This window comes from Oleiphilus sp. HI0132 (genome assembly GCF_001635845.1).
Genome location: NZ_LWGJ01001352.1, coordinates 1 through 17,324, shown reverse-complemented (window position 1 = coordinate 17,324; position 17,324 = coordinate 1). Strand labels below are relative to the sequence as shown.

The following is a 17,324-nucleotide window of genomic DNA, read 5'->3' as shown; positions in this document are numbered from 1 at the left end:
GCAGCGCCTTAGGGTTAAAGGTACTATCTTCTTTTAGGGCCAAACGAATATCTCGGCTAAAGGTATCAAATTCAGACTTGGATGCATCACTTGTTTTGATCCAGTACTTGGCAGGAATTTCGTCTTCTGCATCTTTTACCATCTTATGGATTTGAGTGAGACGAGAGACCATGTATTTACGCATTTTGTTGCCAAAATCTGGAGCGAAGTTTTCCTTCTTGATAACCGTTTGGAGCATGCCGTAAAACAAACGGTAATCAATGATGCCACCTTGCTCTCCTAAACCGTGGTATAGCTCGAATGTGTTGTAAGCCAATGCCGGCATTAACAGAATATCGATATTGCCATTGTTAAACTGGCCAGAGAAGGTTGCCAGAGAGGTGGAAACGGGAGAAGCACCGGCCAGGGAGGCGAGTTTGAAGGCTTGCGGGTCACCATTCAAAACCGATATTTTTTTACCGCTGAAGTCAGGCACTGTGTTAATAGATTTATCATTGACGAATACATACATGGAGCCAACGGGAAATGAGGCGACAATTTCATATTTGCCGTTACTCATCAAGGTGCCTGCCTTTGGACTGGCTAAGGTTGCCAGTATTTTATTCAGCCCCTGATCCGACATGATTCCACCAATCGCATCAAGAGAGCCTCCAAAGGGTACATAGTCGCGGGACAGAATTGCACTCAAGTGTGCGGCATCACAAATGCCTGCTTTGAAGTCATTGGAAGCAACCTTCTCGTCAGTGTAAGCCTTGAATTCGAGGTCGATACCCCAGGCTATAGCTTTAGGTTTGAGGTCAGCATAGAAAGTCATCACAGGACCATTGGTACCCACCGGATCCCAAGTGCAGATGGACTTCTTCTCTAGCGAGAAAGCTGAGGTGCTAAATAAATATATTACGAATGAAAAGAATGTATAGAGTGCGTATTTCATATCAGAGCCCTTTGTTATTTTTAAAGTAAGGTACTGCTCAATCCTTATGAATTACTCTCTATATCGTACTTAAGATAGGTCGGGACTGGTTTGATATTGGTCAATTAAACATCAATGAAGGCAGGTCATATTTTAAACTAATTAATATGTTACTGGCATGAGCTATGGCCGCATAAGCGAGCATGAACCTTCTCATGGATTTATTATTCTGAGTTGATGGTAATGGATCGTTGGCGAGGTCACTAAGAACAGGTATTCATGGAAGACTTAAATTCGAGGTTATCAAGCTTTTCTTGACGTTGGCTAAGTGCCAATTGCAGGCCTCTTAGTCCATTGTCAAAATGGCCTAGTTATCCTGATTAAACGAGGATTAAGATTTATGGCCTTGAGAACAAAGCAGTAGTTACCGGGTTTAGATTATATTTATGCTGCGTTGAATAAGTCTCGTTGTATCCAAAGCCAATAAACCAGACTGAACTTTCTCTATTAATTAGTGTCCTAAAGTATGTGTAAAACGCAGTTTAAGTCTTTTTAAGCATCTTCGTGATATTTAGTAAAGGCGCTTGCAGCGCTATGATTTTTGTGGCAGAGTTTTAAAGATGAGTATTCTGAAACAGATAAAACAAAAGTATTCAAAACAAATAAGCGTCTTGCTGGCCGTTTTGATGATGCTATCTCCGATTATATCTTCGGCGAATACTCTGTTGATGAGCGAAAGCACAATGCCTCATCATTCAGCGTCGACATCAACTGAAAGTGATGTTGAACAAATGAAGGTAACATCAGATAGCGAGTCTTGCCACGAGGCCGTGGCTCAAACCGTTAAAGACTCGATGAAGATGAATAAAACCTCTTCAGTCACAAATGACTGTTGTGATGAGTCTTGTTTATGTGCACAGGCTGGTTGTCAGTCTTCATCAGCGGCTTTCCATAATTCCGCGTTATCCTTCAGCACAGATAGAGTTGCCTTTAATTTTACGGCATCATTTTATCTAAACCCACAGACATTACCTTCTTTCCCCCCTCCCATTTCATAAGACCCTAAGGAAGTTCCGCCTTAAATTCGGAGCTCCCGTCGCTTTTTAGTTTTACTTATCGCTAGTTAATTTTATAGCCCTTGGGCTCGCTAAATAGCTTTGGACCTTGTCTTATGTTTCGCTTTAAAACAAAACGTGTCTTGTCACGTTTAATGTATATTTATTCTGGTTTGCTCGTTGCTTCAAGTTTTTTATCTGTCCATGCCTCGGAAGAAAGCAATGGAACCTTGCAAACGACTAAGTTAGTTCAAGCTCAGTCTGAGCAAGGAGGCTTGCTTTCCCTATCTGATGTGCTCACTAGAGCTCGCGCCAATGATTTCAGGCTAAAGTCCCTGGGTATTCAGGCGAAGGCTTTTGAAGCTGAGGCAAAAGCGAGTGATTTTTTGCCAGACCCAACTCTGTTTGCGGCGATACAGAGCTTACCGACAGACACATTTGAATTTGATCAGGAGCCTATGACCCAATTACGGGTAGGCGTCAGACAAATGTTCCCCAAAGGCGACACCTTATCGCTGCGCGAAGATATTAATCAGGAGCAAGTGGGTCTTCAGACCGTCAAGCAGGAAGCTTACTGGATAGGGCGTAAACAAAGCATTGAAAAAGCTTGGTTAGAAGCTTGGTTTTGGCAGCAGAACATTGAACTCATTTCGGAAGACCGTGTATTTCTAGAGCAAATACATGAATTCATTCAATCATTATATGAAGTTGGCAGTAAGGATCAGAGCGACCTGATTGGCGCGGAACTCGAACTCATCAAGTTAGAAGAGCGTTTGATCAAAGCAAGACGAAGTTTTCAAAAGAATCTGGATAGCCTTAATACCCTCGCTAACGAAACGCTGACGAGTACTCAATTGCCAAAGAAATTGGAATCTTTTGATACTTCAACACTGACTTTGGCTAAATCAAACGACCTTGTTTCTTCCTTACAAAACCATCCAAAAATTCGTTTGATAAATCAGAAAATTAACATTGCAAAAAGCAAAGTGAATTTGACCGAGCAGTCTTTGGAGCCCTCTTATGGTGTGGAGCTAAGCTACGGCATGAGAAGTGGCGACAATATGGATGGGTCTTCTCGTGCCGACTTCTTTTCAGCGGGTGTGAGTGTTCAGTACCCCTTTTTCAATCGAGGTCAGCAATCCAGCCAGATCAGCGCGGCTAAGCATCGTCAGGCAGCTATTGAGTTGGAGCGTTCAGAAGCATTAGAGCAAGCTCGCTTTACGTTGAAAGATCTCGCCAACCAATATGACATCACCCGCGATCAACGTGTGCTTTATGAAGAAAAAATATTAACCACATTAGGCAAGCAGAAGCACAGCGCCATGCATAGCTACGAGTCAGATAAGGGCAATTTCCGCATCGTATCTGAGCTGTTTCTGAAGGAACAAAGCGCAAAAGTGCAGCGTTTGCGCTTGCTTGTGAATGAACAAATTATTCTATCTCGTATTAATTATTGGCTGAACTAAAGCTAAGGAGAATCAACACATGAAGCAATTTATTTTAGCCATTACTGTCCTAGCTATTGGTTTGGCCTTGGGGACCTTTTTCGGCCCTCAACTCATGCAGGGGACAATGAGTGATGGAGAGTTGTCCTCCGCCGACAGTAACGAGAAGAAACCAGTGTACTGGGTAGCTCCGATGGATAAAAACTATCGTCGAGATGGGCCTGGACTTTCCCCGATGGGCATGGATTTAGTTCCGGTGTATGAAGAAGACAGCGGTGATGATAATACAGTGAAGATCTCAGCCACTGTTGAGAATAACCTCGGCGTTAAAGTCGCAAAGGTTAAAAACGAAGCGATTATGGTGCCAATTGATACCGTAGGAACTATCCAGTTTGATGAGAGCCGAATCTCTCATATTCACCCGCGTGTAGAGGGTTGGATTGAACGGTTGAACGTTGCTGCTAGTGGTGATCCGGTTAAACAAGGTCAAACACTGTTTGAGCTTTATAGTCCAGAGCTGGTCAATGCGCAGGAAGAATACCTAGCAGCATTGCGCAGCAAAAACAGAAACCTAATTAATGCGTCAAAGTCACGCCTTCGATCGCTAGGTTTGAGAGACAGTCATATCAATGATTTAAAGAAAAGACGTAAGGTCGATCAATTGGTGAAATTTACGGCTGAACAAGATGGAATTGTCATTGATCTAAACGTGCGTGAAGGCATGCATATCAGACCTATGACTGAAGTGATGTCGATAGGGTCGCTGGAAAGCGTCTGGGTTCGTGGTGAAGTCTATGAACGACAAGCTTATCTCATCGAACGTGGTCAGAGTGTAGCGATAAATCTCAATTCGTCACCTGATGGCAAATGGAACGGCATAATCAATTACATCTATCCGTCCCTTGATCAGAAAACACGCACCTTGCAATTCCGAGCGCGAGTACACAACCCAGATTTTGCCTTGCGACCTCATATGTTGGCGAATTTACGCGTTGAGAATATGGCCCAAGAGGCCATGACAACGGTGCCCAGATCCGCTGTTATCAAAGCAGGAAATCACAATCGAGTCGTGAAGTCGCTGGGCGAGGGGCGTTATAAATCTGTCATTGTAGAACTTGGCCTGGAAGGTCTCGTATCGACAATGAAGGAGGGTGTTGAGGTAATGGAATCAAAGGTACAGATACTTAAAGGTCTGTCTAATGGCGATGACGTTGTTGTTTCAGCGCAATTCCTGATTGATTCGGAATCAAATATCGAAGCCGAACTAATGCGTATGGAAGAAGCCGCAATGAGTCAAGAGATGAATGGCGATATGACAGGCAGTGCGGGTCCTAGAGTGATTACCTCGGGGACAGTTCATAAGGTCATGGGGAGTATGGGCATGATCAATGTCACACACGACCCGATCCCAGAATGGGAATGGCCGACGATGAAAATGGACTTCCAGGTGTCAGATCAGGTCGATCTCAGTCAGTTCAAGGAAGGCGATGCAATCCAATTTGAGATCGAAAAAACAGGGGATTGGGACTATGTTGTTACACGCCTGCTCAAAGGCGCAGAAGCGAGTGATACGAGTCAGATGGATCATGACATGGCCTCACATGAAATGAATGCTGGTCAAGATGATCATACGGGAGGCCATTAATGATAGCCGCGATTATAAAGTGGTCGATAAACAATCGGTTTTTTGTACTATTAGGCACGGCAATATTGATCGGGTTTGGCTTGTATTCTGTCAAGAATACGCCAATCGATGCAATCCCTGATCTGTCTGATGTGCAAGTAATCATTAAAACTAGTTACCCAGGACAGGCACCGCAAGTCGTTGAAGATCAGGTAACTTATCCGCTTACGACGGCGATGCTGTCGGTACCGGGGGCGATTACCGTCCGGGGCTTTTCATTCTTTGGTGACTCCTATGTTTATGTGATCTTTGAGGATGGCACGGACCTTTATTGGGCGCGTTCTAGGGTTCTGGAATACCTCAATCAAGTGTCCGGCTCGTTACCTGCATCTGCTAAACCACAATTGGGACCCGACGCAACGGGTGTTGGCTGGGTATATCTCTATGCGCTAGTAGATAAAACGGGTCAACATGACTTAGCGGAGCTACGTAGCATTCAGGATTGGTTCTTGAAGTATGAGTTGCAAACGGTTCCGGGCGTTTCTGAAGTAGCGACAATAGGCGGTATGGTGCGTCAGTACCAAATTGAAGTTGATCCGAACCTACTCCGCTCTTACGACATTCCTTTAGCCCATGTTGGCATGGCAATTAAAAAGGCCAACCAGGAAACAGGGGCATCGGTTATCGAAATGGCCGAAGCAGAATACATGGTTCGCGTTAGCGGCTACTTGCAAAGTGTAGATGATATTAAAAATATTCCACTCGGCATAAACGCTAATAACACGCCACTGCTTTTGAAAGATATTGCCAAGATTGAATTGGGTCCACAGATGCGACGCGGCATCGCTGAATTGAACGGCGAAGGTGAAGTGGTCGGTGGTGTTGTAGTGATGCGCTTTGGCGAGAATGCACAAAGCGTTATTGATAATGTGAAAGCAAAATTGGAGAGTTTGAAGAAAGGCCTGCCTGACGGAGTAGAGGTTGTAACAACCTATGATCGTTCAAGCCTGATTAGTCGAGCAATCGATAACCTCTACGAAAAGCTATTAGAAGAGTTTATCGTCGTAACTATTATTTGTGCGCTTTTCCTATTTCATTTCCGTTCATCTCTGGTTGTACTGGTTAGCTTGCCTGTGGGTATTCTCACGGCCTTTATCATCATGTATCAGCAAGGTTTGAACGCCAATATTATGTCTCTGGGTGGAATCGCGATTGCGATCGGTGCGATGGTTGATGGCGCCATCGTCATGATTGAAAACGTTCATAAGCATATGGAAAAAACAGAGCTGACAGATGAAAACCGTTGGCAGGTGATTACCCAGGCTGCATCTGAAGTCGGGCCACCTTTATTCTTCTCTTTGTTGATTATTACAGCCAGCTTTCTGCCTGTGTTCACTCTTGAAGCACAAGAAGGCAAGTTGTTTTCACCCCTGGCATTCACTAAAACCTATGCGATGGCAGCTGCCGCGGGTCTTGCTATTACACTCGTGCCAGTGTTGATGGGCTACTTTATTCGTGGAAAAGTGACGCCTGAACATAAAAACCCGATTAACCGCTTGATGATTGCCATGTATAAACCAGTGATCAAAGGTGTGCTGGCTTTTCCTAAAACGACTCTTTTGTTTTCTGCTGTTGTCTTAGTGGTTGGTTTATGGCCAGTGACTAAGCTAGGAAGCGAATTCATGCCACCATTGGACGAAGGTGACTTGATGTATATGCCTACAACATATGCCGGTGTATCAGTCGGCAAGGCGAGAGAGCTACTCCAACAAACCGATAAGTTGATCAAAACCGTACCAGAGGTCGAGTCTGTTTTCGGTAAAGTCGGGCGTGCCGAAACAGCGACTGACCCAGCACCGCTCACGATGATCGAAACATTCATTCAACTTAAACCGCGAAGTGAATGGCGGGCTGGCGTGACGACAGAAAGCCTACGCCAGGAGTTTGATAGTTTGGTTAAATTCCCTGGTTTGACGAATGCCTGGGTCATGCCAATCAAAACGCGAATCGACATGCTATCAACGGGTATTAAAACGCCTGTAGGCATTAAGATCGCCGGCCCGAGTTTGTCTGAGATCGAGAAAATCGGTAAACGATTAGAAGAAGTTTTACCTGAAGTGGAAGGTACGGCATCGGTGTACTCTGAACGCGTCGCCGGTGGTCGCTATGTAAAGATTGATATTGACCGTGAACGCGCAGCACGCTTTGGGATGAGTGTGGCGGATATTCAAGCAGTCGTGCGTGCTTCGATTGGCGGCATGAATATTACTGAAACGATCGAAGGTTTAGAGCGTTATCCGGTGAATCTGCGTTATCCGCAACATTATCGCGATTCCGAACAAAAACTGAAATTGCTGCCTATTGTCACTCCCGGAAAACAACACATTGCTTTGGCTGACGTGGCTGATGTTTATATCGCAGATGGTCCGCCGGGAATTAAGAGTGAAAATGCTCGTTTAAATGGTTGGACGCTTGTCGATATCGATGGGCGTGATCTGGGGTCATACGTCAAAGAAGCACAACAGATTGTTTCTGAACAAGTCGAAATTCCGGCGGGTTATTCCATCGCTTGGTCTGGCCAATACGAGTACATGCAACGAGCCGAGGAACGTCTGCAAGCTGTTGTGCCACTTACCTTGGCGATCATCATGCTACTTCTTTACATGAGCTTCCGTAACTTTTTGGAAGTACTCATCATTATGGGAACCGTACCATTTTCGTTAATCGGAGGGCTTTGGTTGATGTATTGGCTGGATTACAACATGTCGATAGCGGTTGCGGTTGGTTTTATCGCTCTCGCAGGTGTGGCTGTTGAGATCGGCGTACTGATGTTGGTTTATTTAAATCAATCCTATCAAGCCACCATTGAAAACGCCAAGCGAGATATGCGTTTGTTAACGAAGGAAGATATTCGTGAATCTGTCATGCAGGGAGCCGGGCTGCGGGTGCGCCCCATCTTGATGACGGTTCTCTCTCTGATGGTCGGTTTAATTCCAATCATGATGGGAACGGGCACAGGTTCTGAAGTAATGCAGCGTATTGCAGGGCCCATGATTGGCGGCATGATCAGCACCTTGGCCTTGAGTTTGATGTTAATTCCCGCGATTTTTTATGTGTGGAAACAGGTAACGCTCAAAAAAGAGAACAGTGACCTCACAGAAAACGATTCACAACTATCAAAATAAACACAGAAAGGATAATGAAAATGAAACTATCACTAACGAAATCAATAACTGGCTTTGCAGCTATCAGCGCAATCCTAATCACAGCTGCATGCGCAAATCATAGTCATGATGATGGCACAGGCCATATGCATGGCGAGAACCATATGTCAGCGGGAGATGGCCAGCACGATCACCACAAAATGATGCAAGAAAAGCATATGGGCGATACAGGAGGCCACGGTCACATGGGCGGTGAAATGAAGGAAGGTATGCATGGCGGACATCATGGAGAGGAACATGGCGCTCATGGTGGACACCATGGCGGGTCATTGGCGGGTAATCCTGGACAAGAAAATGATGTAGACCGAGTGATAAATGTTGAAGCGAACGATGCGATGCGCTTTGTCCATAAACCGTTCAATATTAAAAATGGTGAAACCATTAAGTTTGTGATCTCCAACAAAGGCGCAGTGCCGCATGAGTTCGCCATTGGTACTAAGGATGAGCATATGGAGCACGGGAAAATGATGATGAATAACCCGAATATGCATCACGGTCCGGGTGGTAATGCCATTACTGTCGCACCTGGAAAAACCGAAACGCTCATCTGGACATTCGAAGAAGCTTGGGAAGTAGAGGCTGCCTGCAATATTCCGGGTCATTACCAAGCGGGAATGCACAGCCCGGTAAAGTTTCGACCATAGAAACAAGAAATATAAATCCCGTTGAGAAATCCATTTAACACACTAACATCTAGGTTTTGTATACTTCTCAACCCAAATATAGTTGAACTAAGGGTTCGTTTTGTTGGCATTGTTACTTCTGGCAATCGCGTTAAGTATGGATGCGTTTGCTGTGTCTATTGGTTTAGGTTCAAAAAAAACGGTCGGCACACTAAAGCTTGCCACAATGTGCGCTATTTACTTCGGCCTTTTTCAGGGCCTTATGCCCCTTATTGGTTTTATAGGAGGTAAAGGTGTTCTCGTTTTTGCTGAAACCTATGCTCCCTGGGTATCGTTTATATTGCTTTTGATTATTGGTATTAAGATGATCTATGAAGCGCTTATTACTGGTGAAGAGAATGTCCCTTCTCATATAAGTCATCGTGCTATGTTCATTCTAGGTATTGCCACCAGTATCGACGCAATGGCGGCGGGCTTTTCCTTGACTTTGCTGAACGTTAACGGATTTCTAGCCTGTGCTTTCATAGCTATAACCACTGCACTATTTAGCTTTGCCGGAGTCTACCTTGGCGAGAAAACAGGCACTTGGCTCGAAAGTCGAGCTGAAGTGTTAGGTGGGACGATTTTGATATTGATCGGGTTAAAGGTCCTCTTAGGCTAAGACGGTCCAGCCTACTGTCATTCATAGAGAACTAAAAATTGTTTAAATAGGGTTCGAGAAATTATTAAGTAAAAACAATAAATAAAAGTGAGTACGAAGCTCTGGCCTCGTACTCGATGAAGCTACCAGGCTTTGTAGGGTAAGAACTTACCATTCATGGTTAAGACGACGCGATCACCTTTCGGGTTCTCTTCTTTTTCAACATCCATACTGAAGTCAATTGCGCTCATGATGCCGTCGCCAAACTTTTCTTGTATTACTTCTTTTAGCGTATCGCCGTAGACACCGACAATTTCATATAGCCGATAAATTAAAGGGTCTTGAGGAATGGATTGATCCCAGGTTTTAGTCGGGTATTCCATCAATGCAGGCTTTGCTTCGTCCGGTAAATCAAGTAAGGCACAAACCTTATCTGCAACTTCCTCGGGCATACTATTCATGCCCAGACAAGCTGAGGTGAGCCATACTGAGCCCATGCCGACTTCTTCTGCCATACCTTCCCAGGTAAGTTCTTTAGATTTTTTAGCTAATACAATTGCTTCGATCACTTCTTCTTTCTTCATCACAATCACCTTTATTTACTGTGTTGGTCAGCGTCAGGTTTGAGCTGAGGAATAAATTTCACAAAGGGCTTCGGCAATCGCTATGCCATTGGAAATTGTCATTATTATTCAATAGATTAGCTAAAACCTATGCGTGTGATCTATCAGTGAGGGCCTTATTAGTGTGCACTGAAAGGCTTGTTTCGAAGAGAGAGCCCTGTCCTAAGGCACTGCTGAATCAAGGGACTTTTCTAGCTGATTGTAGTGAGCAAAATTTATCGTAGCTTCTTACGCCAAGCGGCGGGGCTTAGGCCATATTTTCGCTGAAATAAACGATTGAAGTGGCCAGGGTCTTGATAACCAACCTTCCATGATATTTCTGCGACACTTTGATCACTATGTTTGAGGTGCTCTTTTCCCTGCTCAATTTTTAAGTGTTGAATATAGCTAAGAGGTGATTCGCCCGTTGCTTCTTTAAAGCGACGTTTAAAGGTGCGTACACTCATATTTGCTTTTGTGGCAAGTTGCTCGATAGAAAGGGGCTCAATGAAGTGGATTTCAAGCCACTGCTGGATAGATAGAATAGCGTCGTCTTGATGGTAGGTTTGTTTACCAATGGAGGCAAATTCGCCGGAGTAGGCTCGTCTGAAATCGACCAAAAAAGTACTTTCTACGGCTTCGCCAACCTCAGTGCAGGACAAGCGTGAAAGCAGATAGATCATGATCTCCATGGCTGCATTCATTCCTGCAGAGCAATACAGTTCCCCGGTAGCGGTAATAAAACGGTCGGGGCGAAGATCGATTTTGGGGTACTTCTGTGCGAATTCTTCTTGCTTATGCCAATGCGTGGTACAGATTCGCTCATCCAAGAGCCCGGCCTCTGCCAGAAAGTAGGAACCGGTTGTCGCAGCCATAATCGGGATACCTTGCTCGTGCCACTCCCTAAGCTTTGGGTATAAGGGGCGCTGATCGATTAGCAGCGCTTCCATGTCACCCCAGATTCCATGAAGAATGACCAGGTCTGTATGTTTGATATCGCCTAGTGCCTGATCAGGTGTAATGCTTAAGCCGCTGAATGATGAAATAGCTTTGCCATCTAAGGTAACTAGCGAGATAGATATAGCCTCGCCCAAAAGCTTTTTTTGTAGCATGGAGGCAAAGGCAAATACATCATGACTAAGACCTAAACTTAAACCCATTGCATTCTCGCAGGCATAAAGCGTGACATGTTTTAGCATCATAATCTCCGGAATATATTGGGGTATTATTTACCTTTATGGCCCGTTTGGCCATTTATATGACCTGAGTCACGCTGTTTCTTTTTGTCTTCGATTCTTAAGATTGCGTTAGTTAGATCTTATATTGGAGATGAGCATGAAATTCACGTCTGAACATGAAGCCTTACGCAAAACAGTGCGAGCCTTTGTTGATCAGGAAATGGACCCTTTTGTTGATGAGTGGGAGCAGGCAGGCAAAGCGCCTTTACATTCACTATTCAAGAAAATGGGTGACCTGGGCTTGTTGGGTATACATAAACCCGAAGCGAATGGTGGTGCAGGTTTAGATTATAGTTATAACCTGGTGTTTGCTGAGGAAATTGGCCGAGCCTATGGTGGTTCCTTGCCCATGGCGATTGGTGTGCAAACAGACATGGCCACGCCTGCTTTGGCTCGTTTTGGTAGTGATGAGTTAAAACGTGATTTTTTGGCGCCAGCCATCGCTGGAGATATGGTTGCTTGTATCGGGGTTAGTGAAGCTGGGGCAGGTTCAGATGTTGCAGGTTTAAAAACGACCGCTAAAAGTGACGGTGATGACTACCTTATCAATGGCAGTAAGATGTGGATCACGAATGCGACGCAAGGTGATTGGATTTGTTTACTTGCCAACACTTCTGAAGGCAGTGTTCATGCAAATAAATCAATGATCATTGTGCCTTTGGATTCACCGGGTATCGAGATCTCAAAGCCTTTGGATAAACTCGGTATGCGCGCCAGTGATACGGGGCAGATATTCTTTGATAATGTTCGCGTACCTAAGCGCTATCGAATAGGCGAACAGAACAAAGGTTTCGCTATGCAGATGATGCAGTTTCAAGAAGAGCGAATGTATGCCGCTGCGAGTTCACTAAAGGGAATGGAGCGAATTATCAGTGATACCCGGGATTGGTGCCGAGATAGGGAGACCTTTGGCCAGCCGATATTAAACAATCAGGTGGTGCACTTTCGCTTGGCAGAGTTGCAAACCGAAGTTGAGGCGCTCAGAGCGCTGACCTGGAGAGCTTGTCAGCAACATATTGAAGGTGAAGACGCGACCTACCTGGCATCCATGGCTAAATTAAAAATGGGCAGGTTATGGCGTGAAGTAAGTGATAGCTGCCTTCAATACTGGGGAGGCATGGGTTTTATGTGGGATAATCCTGCTGCCAGAGCCTATCGTGATACGCGGATACTATCGATAGCCGGTGGTAGTGATGAGATGATGCTCGGAATTATTGCCAAGCATATGGGCACATTGCCGAGCCGACGGTAGAAGCGGTTCTACCAAAAATAGCTTTTACATTGAGATAGAAAAAATGCCAATACCCGCCTTATTCGAAAACAAACTAAGCTTGCCTGTTATCTGCGCGCCGATGTTTTTGGTCTCTAGCCCTAAACTGGTGATCAATGCATGTAAAAACGGAGTCGTAGGCACGTTTCCCAGCTTCAATACCCGAACTCAGGACTTATTAGATACTTGGCTTGGCGAAATTAGCGAGGACTTGGCGCAGTTTGCTGAAGCTAACCCCGGCAAGCCTGTTGCCCCTTTCGGTGTTAATCTGGTTGTACATCCCTCAAATACGCGTTTACCGAGTGACCGAGAAGTGGTCAAGAAGCATAAGGTTCCTTTTGTCATTACCAGTCAGGGCAACCCTGCAGAGATAGTGAAGGAAGTGCATGAGTGGGGCGGTGTTGTCTTTCATGATGTGATTCGTGCAGAGCATGCGAAGAAAGCAATTGCTGCGGGTGTGGATGGAATTATTGTTGTCTCGGCAGGAGCAGGAGGCCATGCGGGTACCATTAACCCCTTTGCTTTGGTGAGAGAAATTCGAGAATTTTGGGACGGCCCTTTGGCTTTGGCCGGTGCTGTGAATGATGGCTACGGTATACGTGCAGCTGAAGTGCTGGGAGCAGACTTTGCTTATATGGGAACACGCTTTATAGCCACCGAAGAAGCCGAGGTAGACCCTGACTACAAAAAGATGTTGGTTGAATCAGGGATTAAAGATTTGATCTTCACAGATACCTTTACTGGCGTGAAGTGTAACTTCCTTAAGCCGTCAATTGAGCGTGCTGGCGTTGACTTGGCAAGTTACCAGGCCAAGGAAAGTGTCGATCTTGATTTGGCAGGTAGTAATGCATGGAAGGACTTTTGGAGTGCTGGTGAAGGCGTATCGGGCATTCACACAATTAAATCGATGGCTGATTTAGTTAAGGAGCTAAAGGTAGAGTACCTGGGCGCAGTTGAAAAGCCGGGCTTTGCCAAGTAAAGGTTATAGTACGGTTAAGCTTGGCGCTGACGATACTGGGCAGGCGATACGTCCGCCCAGCGCGTAAATGAAAGCGAATGTGATTTCACTTACGATGTGTTTGAGGGGTTGTTTCACGTCTTTAAGATATTTGCTCCACGTGTTAGAGAGGCAGATACTGCGCTACAACAGATCGAATTATTTGTCCGGTAAGTATAGCGAGCACTTACTCGTCTTTGTACTTATCAGCGATTGCCAGGAATAAGTGGCAGTTATCCAGAAAGGCATCAAGCATCACTGGGTCAAAGTGTTGAGCTCTGCCCTCGCGCATAATCTCTAAAGCTTGTTCATGTGTCATGGCGCTTTTGTAACAACGCTTGGAGATCAAGGCATCATACACATCGGCAATCGCCATTAAGCGTGCAGATAATGGGATAGCTTCTTTGCTTAGCCCTTTAGGGTAGCCAGAGCCATCCCACTTTTCATGATGACATTAAGCGATTTCCTGTGCATATTTCAGGAAGCAATCGCCCTCTTGTGTCCTATTTGATAATTGACGAGCTTTTTGCAGGGCATCGCCGCCTAAAGAAGCGTGACTGCGCATGATCTCCCATTCTTCTGCATCCAGCTTTCCGGGCTTAAGTAGTATTCGATCGGGGATCCCTACCTTTCCAACATCATGCAATGGTGCTGTTCGGAACATTGCATCGATAGCTTCGTCATCTAACTCATCTTTATATTCGGGTAAGTCGCGCACCAGTTCTGCAAGTTGTTTAACGTAATGTTGGGTACGAACGATATGTAATCCGGTTTCCTGGTCACGGGTTTCGGCGAGCGTGGTGAGTGCGTTGATAACGACTTCCTGGGTATATCTAATTTCTTCAGTACGCTCTTGAACGCGTTGTTCAAGTAGCTGATTTTGCTCGGCAAGGGATTTCTTGGCAGCCCGCAAGGTAAGCTGGGTACGAATTCGAGCCAAGACAATGGGGGCTGAAATGGGCTTGGTAATATAGTCGACGGCACCATGGGCCAAGCCCGCGGCTTCGTCACAAACTTGGTTCATTGCGGTAACGAAGATTACGCGAATGTCGGACCACTCATCATGTTCTTTGATGCGGTCAAGCACCTCCATGCCCGACATACCAGGCATATTGACATCGAGCAAGATCAGTTCGATAGACTCATGCTGCTGCTCGAGCTGTTGTAATGCCTGAGTGCCATTAGTGGCGGCAATAAGATCGAACTCGGATTTGAGTGCTTCAGAAAGTAGACGTAAATTGATAGGTTCATCATCAACTATCATAATGAGCGGCTTGCTCATAGATATATCCTTTTAAGTAATTGTCCTAGAGTGCCTTGGTGCTAAAAACTATGCTATATAAGTATGCAGAGGATAGATCCGATGTCCAATAATTGCTGTTTCAATAAGTCGTGTAATTGATAAAGACACACGTTAAAATCGACAAATTCACTAAAATATAACAAAAGGCATAAATCATAAATGAGTGAACATGATTCTTCTTCCATCTTGTCATTAGTCGAAGCTCGTATTTTGGGGGCCTTGATGGAGAAACAGCTAACCACACCCGATGTCTATCCTTTAACGCTCAATAGCCTGGTGACAGCCTGCAATCAGAAAACTAGCCGTGAACCGGTGATGGATCTTTCTGAAGGTGATGTTCAACAGAGCCTTTATGACTTACAGAAGCGGGCCTTGGTAAAATTTGAGTACGGTTCAAGAGCGGATAAATATGACCAGCGTCTGACGCGTGAATATCATATGAATGACGCAGAGCACGCTATCTTTTGCATGCTCTTGCTGCGAGGCCCGCAGACGGTGAATGAGCTTCTCACCCGAACCCGCAGAATGTATGAGTTTTCAGGGCCAGAAGAACTAATTGCTTTAGTCGATAAGCTGCTAAACAGAACAACACCATTGATGTGTCGCTTACCGTCGTCTGCCGGACAGCGGGAAGATCGTTATATGCACCTGCTCAGTGGGGAGCCTGATATGACGCAAATACAAGAGCCTTCAACACCAGTAAGCGACTCTTCAGCGTCTTCAGATGAGCTCTTCGCTCGAATTGAAGAGCTTGAGAAACAAGTCGCTTGGCTGATGGAGCAGAAGCAGTAAGCAAACACTAATAATAGCGAATAGAGCGAAGGCTAAAATAAGCTTTCGTGACGGTCGATATTAGAAAGCGGAATCGTGATAAATGGCAGGCCTAGGGCATCGGTCTTCACCTTGGCCTGTAAGACTTGGCTACGATTTTCGCTGCCGGTTTCGCCGATGTAGTAATACATTTCTGCGATACCGTGGAATTTCTCTAAAGTGATGATGTTTAGCTGAGTGTTTTCAGCGACCCCTGGAACATAGCCAAAGGGTATGGCAATACCAAAGTTGTCCAAGTCTGTGCCAAGAGAGGTGTAGAAGGCTGTCATCACCTGTTCAGACTCTTCTTGTGTGGCCACAACATTGATACCGAAACGGCTTTCTAACTCAATCGCCAAACGTTTGTCGGCATAAGCTTTAAGGGGTGAATCACTTAAAAAGTAAGAGTTGATATAAACGTTTTTACCTTCGAGTGCATCTAGCTTTTCATCTTCAATACTTCTGACCAGATCATCGATGCTATGTGTGACTAAGCGCTGAGCGGTAGAGCCGCCCAAGGTTCCTTGTAAGTCACGGGTTGAGCATGCTGTAAGCACTAAGCATATAAGAAATAATAATGAGAGACGCATTGCGATATTCCACTTTGAATTATAAAAAGTCTAAAGTAGCTTAAGAGACTGAAAGATGGAAGGGGGTAAATGGGCTAGGTAGTCTTAGTCTATTCCAAGTAGCTTATGCATTTGTAAAGTTAAGCGCCATTGAGGATGGCTCAGGCAATAGTCGAGGGCTAAACGGGTATTGTTTATTTTGTCTGGGTCTTCACCAAAGCGCACAGCGGGGCTGGCCATGGGCGATAAAAAATAGTGATCAGCAGGGAAGTCTTGATAGGCTTCGGGGAGTGCATCGCTCTGAGGATAAACCAGCTTCAGTTCATCACAGCGATCAAAAACAATGCTTGATTTGCCTTTTGGGCTAAGGCATACCCAGTCAATACCCTCAGGAAGAGGGAGCGTGCCGTTGCTCTCAATAGCGATCTCAAAACCTAGCTGATGCATCAACTCTATCAGTTTTGGGTCAAGCTGAAGTAGTGGTTCTCCGCCAGTGAAGATAACGTAGGGTTTGGCTATACTCTTACGGCTTGAAGAAGAGCTGGCGAGTACTTGATTGCTGTCCCAGAGTGATTGAATTTTTGTTGCCAATGCTTGGGCATTAGCAAACTCGCCACCATTTTGCCCATCTGCGCCAAGAATATCTGTGTCGCAGAAATTACACACAGCGTCTGCCCGGCTATCTTCTCTCCCATTCCATAAGTTGCACTTACTAAAACGACAAAATACAGCTGCACGCCCTGCTCGAGCGCCTTCGCCTTGCAGGCTGTAAAACATTTCTTTAATCCGATATTGCTGTTTACTGCTTTTTGTCACGGTCTTTTTGTGCTCTGGTAAGGGGCTTAGAGAAGGCCTTAATGACTTCAGGTCTTCTCAGAGCTATTTGCTGAAGAGTACTGGTTTGAACGAAATGAATGGCTTTTAGTTTTCGCCGGTAATCGCTTTCAGTCTCTTAAGCTACTTTAGACTTTTTATAATTCAAAGTGGAATATCGCAATGCGTCTCTCATTA

15 protein-coding genes and 1 pseudogene are annotated in these 17,324 nt (G+C 45.2%); 9 read left to right on the top strand and 7 right to left on the bottom strand.

Annotated elements, in window-relative coordinates; translation table 11 throughout:
* A partial coding sequence (locus A3766_RS20635) for a putative solute-binding protein (protein WP_068642914.1) occupies positions 1-934 on the bottom strand: 934 nt, incomplete at its 3' end.
* A 599-nt stretch (positions 935-1,533) separates the two neighbouring features.
* Between A3766_RS20635 and A3766_RS29800 the strand changes: the two genes are divergently transcribed.
* From A3766_RS29800 to A3766_RS20610, 6 genes are all read left to right on the top strand, one after another.
* Entirely contained in the window at positions 1,534-1,971 is a 438-nt protein-coding gene (locus A3766_RS29800; protein WP_156490713.1) for a hypothetical protein, read from the top strand.
* A 113-nt stretch (positions 1,972-2,084) separates the two neighbouring features.
* Positions 2,085-3,434 (top strand): TolC family protein, encoded by a 1,350-nt coding sequence (locus tag A3766_RS20630; RefSeq protein WP_068642912.1) that lies wholly within the window; start codon positions 2,085-2,087, stop codon positions 3,432-3,434.
* Between the two features lie 19 nt (positions 3,435-3,453).
* On the top strand, positions 3,454-5,058 hold the full coding sequence (locus A3766_RS20625; protein ID WP_068642910.1) for an efflux RND transporter periplasmic adaptor subunit: 1,605 nt from the start codon (positions 3,454-3,456) through the stop codon (positions 5,056-5,058).
* Complete coding sequence (locus A3766_RS20620; RefSeq protein WP_068642908.1) at positions 5,058-8,222, top strand: efflux RND transporter permease subunit; 3,165 nt, start codon at positions 5,058-5,060, stop codon at positions 8,220-8,222. The genes A3766_RS20625 and A3766_RS20620 overlap by 1 nt, the downstream gene beginning before the upstream one ends.
* A gap of 20 nt (positions 8,223-8,242) precedes the next feature.
* On the top strand, positions 8,243-8,905 hold the full coding sequence (locus A3766_RS20615; RefSeq protein WP_068554525.1) for a plastocyanin/azurin family copper-binding protein: 663 nt from the start codon (positions 8,243-8,245) through the stop codon (positions 8,903-8,905).
* A gap of 103 nt (positions 8,906-9,008) precedes the next feature.
* Positions 9,009-9,545 (top strand): manganese efflux pump MntP family protein, encoded by a 537-nt coding sequence (locus tag A3766_RS20610; protein ID WP_231872306.1) that lies wholly within the window; start codon positions 9,009-9,011, stop codon positions 9,543-9,545.
* A gap of 122 nt (positions 9,546-9,667) precedes the next feature.
* On the opposite strand, the gene cynS is transcribed toward A3766_RS20610, so the two are convergent.
* Both cynS and A3766_RS20600 read right to left on the bottom strand, forming a co-directional pair.
* Positions 9,668-10,108 (bottom strand): cyanase, encoded by a 441-nt coding sequence (cynS, locus tag A3766_RS20605; protein ID WP_068642906.1) that lies wholly within the window; start codon positions 10,106-10,108, stop codon positions 9,668-9,670.
* A 254-nt stretch (positions 10,109-10,362) separates the two neighbouring features.
* A complete protein-coding gene (locus A3766_RS20600) occupies positions 10,363-11,328 on the bottom strand; it encodes a GlxA family transcriptional regulator (RefSeq protein WP_197469683.1) in 966 nt (321 codons plus the stop codon).
* A gap of 133 nt (positions 11,329-11,461) precedes the next feature.
* Here A3766_RS20600 and A3766_RS20595 point away from each other — a divergent pair, with 133 nt between their 5' ends.
* Positions 11,462-12,616 (top strand): acyl-CoA dehydrogenase family protein, encoded by a 1,155-nt coding sequence (locus tag A3766_RS20595; RefSeq protein WP_068507020.1) that lies wholly within the window; start codon positions 11,462-11,464, stop codon positions 12,614-12,616.
* A gap of 43 nt (positions 12,617-12,659) precedes the next feature.
* Positions 12,660-13,613, top strand: a complete 954-nt coding sequence (locus A3766_RS20590) for a nitronate monooxygenase family protein (protein ID WP_068642904.1) — start codon at positions 12,660-12,662, stop codon at positions 13,611-13,613.
* 205 nt (positions 13,614-13,818) lie between these two features.
* Here A3766_RS20590 and A3766_RS31360 read toward each other — a convergent pair.
* Positions 13,819-14,070, bottom strand: a pseudogene (locus A3766_RS31360) (HD-GYP domain-containing protein); the annotation flags it as partial.
* Positions 14,071-14,085: 15 nt separating this feature from the next.
* Positions 14,086-14,913, bottom strand: a complete 828-nt coding sequence (locus A3766_RS20585; RefSeq protein ID WP_197476242.1) for a two-component system response regulator — start codon at positions 14,911-14,913, stop codon at positions 14,086-14,088.
* A 180-nt stretch (positions 14,914-15,093) separates the two neighbouring features.
* On the opposite strand from A3766_RS20585, the gene A3766_RS20580 reads away from it, so the two are divergent.
* On the top strand, positions 15,094-15,726 hold the full coding sequence (locus A3766_RS20580; RefSeq protein WP_068507027.1) for a YceH family protein: 633 nt from the start codon (positions 15,094-15,096) through the stop codon (positions 15,724-15,726).
* Positions 15,727-15,758: 32 nt separating this feature from the next.
* Here A3766_RS20580 and A3766_RS20575 read toward each other — a convergent pair whose 3' ends face one another.
* Both A3766_RS20575 and queE read right to left on the bottom strand, forming a co-directional pair.
* Positions 15,759-16,334, bottom strand: coding sequence for a hypothetical protein (locus A3766_RS20575; protein WP_068554538.1), 576 nt, complete (start codon positions 16,332-16,334; stop codon positions 15,759-15,761).
* Between the two features lie 84 nt (positions 16,335-16,418).
* On the bottom strand, positions 16,419-17,090 hold the full coding sequence (gene queE / locus A3766_RS20570; protein ID WP_068642902.1) for a 7-carboxy-7-deazaguanine synthase: 672 nt from the start codon (positions 17,088-17,090) through the stop codon (positions 16,419-16,421).
* Between the last annotated feature and the right edge of the window lie 234 nt (positions 17,091-17,324).

Bases quoted from the DNA above. Each gene is read 5' to 3' on its own strand.
- cynS (WP_068642906.1), bottom strand. From the start codon at position 10,108: ATGAAGAAAGAAGAAGTGATCGAAGCAATTGTATTAGCTAAAAAATCT.
- A3766_RS29800 (WP_156490713.1), top strand. From the start codon at position 1,534: ATGAGTATTCTGAAACAGATAAAACAAAAGTATTCAAAACAAATAAGC.
- A3766_RS20630 (WP_068642912.1), top strand. From the start codon at position 2,085: ATGTTTCGCTTTAAAACAAAACGTGTCTTGTCACGTTTAATGTATATT.
- A3766_RS20615 (WP_068554525.1), top strand. From the start codon at position 8,243: ATGAAACTATCACTAACGAAATCAATAACTGGCTTTGCAGCTATCAGC.
- A3766_RS20620 (WP_068642908.1), top strand. From the start codon at position 5,058: ATGATAGCCGCGATTATAAAGTGGTCGATAAACAATCGGTTTTTTGTA.
- A3766_RS20580 (WP_068507027.1), top strand. From the start codon at position 15,094: ATGAGTGAACATGATTCTTCTTCCATCTTGTCATTAGTCGAAGCTCGT.
- A3766_RS20585 (WP_197476242.1), bottom strand. From the start codon at position 14,913: ATGAGCAAGCCGCTCATTATGATAGTTGATGATGAACCTATCAATTTA.
- queE (WP_068642902.1), bottom strand. From the start codon at position 17,090: ATGTTTTACAGCCTGCAAGGCGAAGGCGCTCGAGCAGGGCGTGCAGCT.
- A3766_RS20600 (WP_197469683.1), bottom strand. From the start codon at position 11,328: ATGATGCTAAAACATGTCACGCTTTATGCCTGCGAGAATGCAATGGGT.
- A3766_RS20625 (WP_068642910.1), top strand. From the start codon at position 3,454: ATGAAGCAATTTATTTTAGCCATTACTGTCCTAGCTATTGGTTTGGCC.
- A3766_RS20590 (WP_068642904.1), top strand. From the start codon at position 12,660: ATGCCAATACCCGCCTTATTCGAAAACAAACTAAGCTTGCCTGTTATC.
- A3766_RS20595 (WP_068507020.1), top strand. From the start codon at position 11,462: ATGAAATTCACGTCTGAACATGAAGCCTTACGCAAAACAGTGCGAGCC.
- A3766_RS20575 (WP_068554538.1), bottom strand. From the start codon at position 16,334: ATGCGTCTCTCATTATTATTTCTTATATGCTTAGTGCTTACAGCATGC.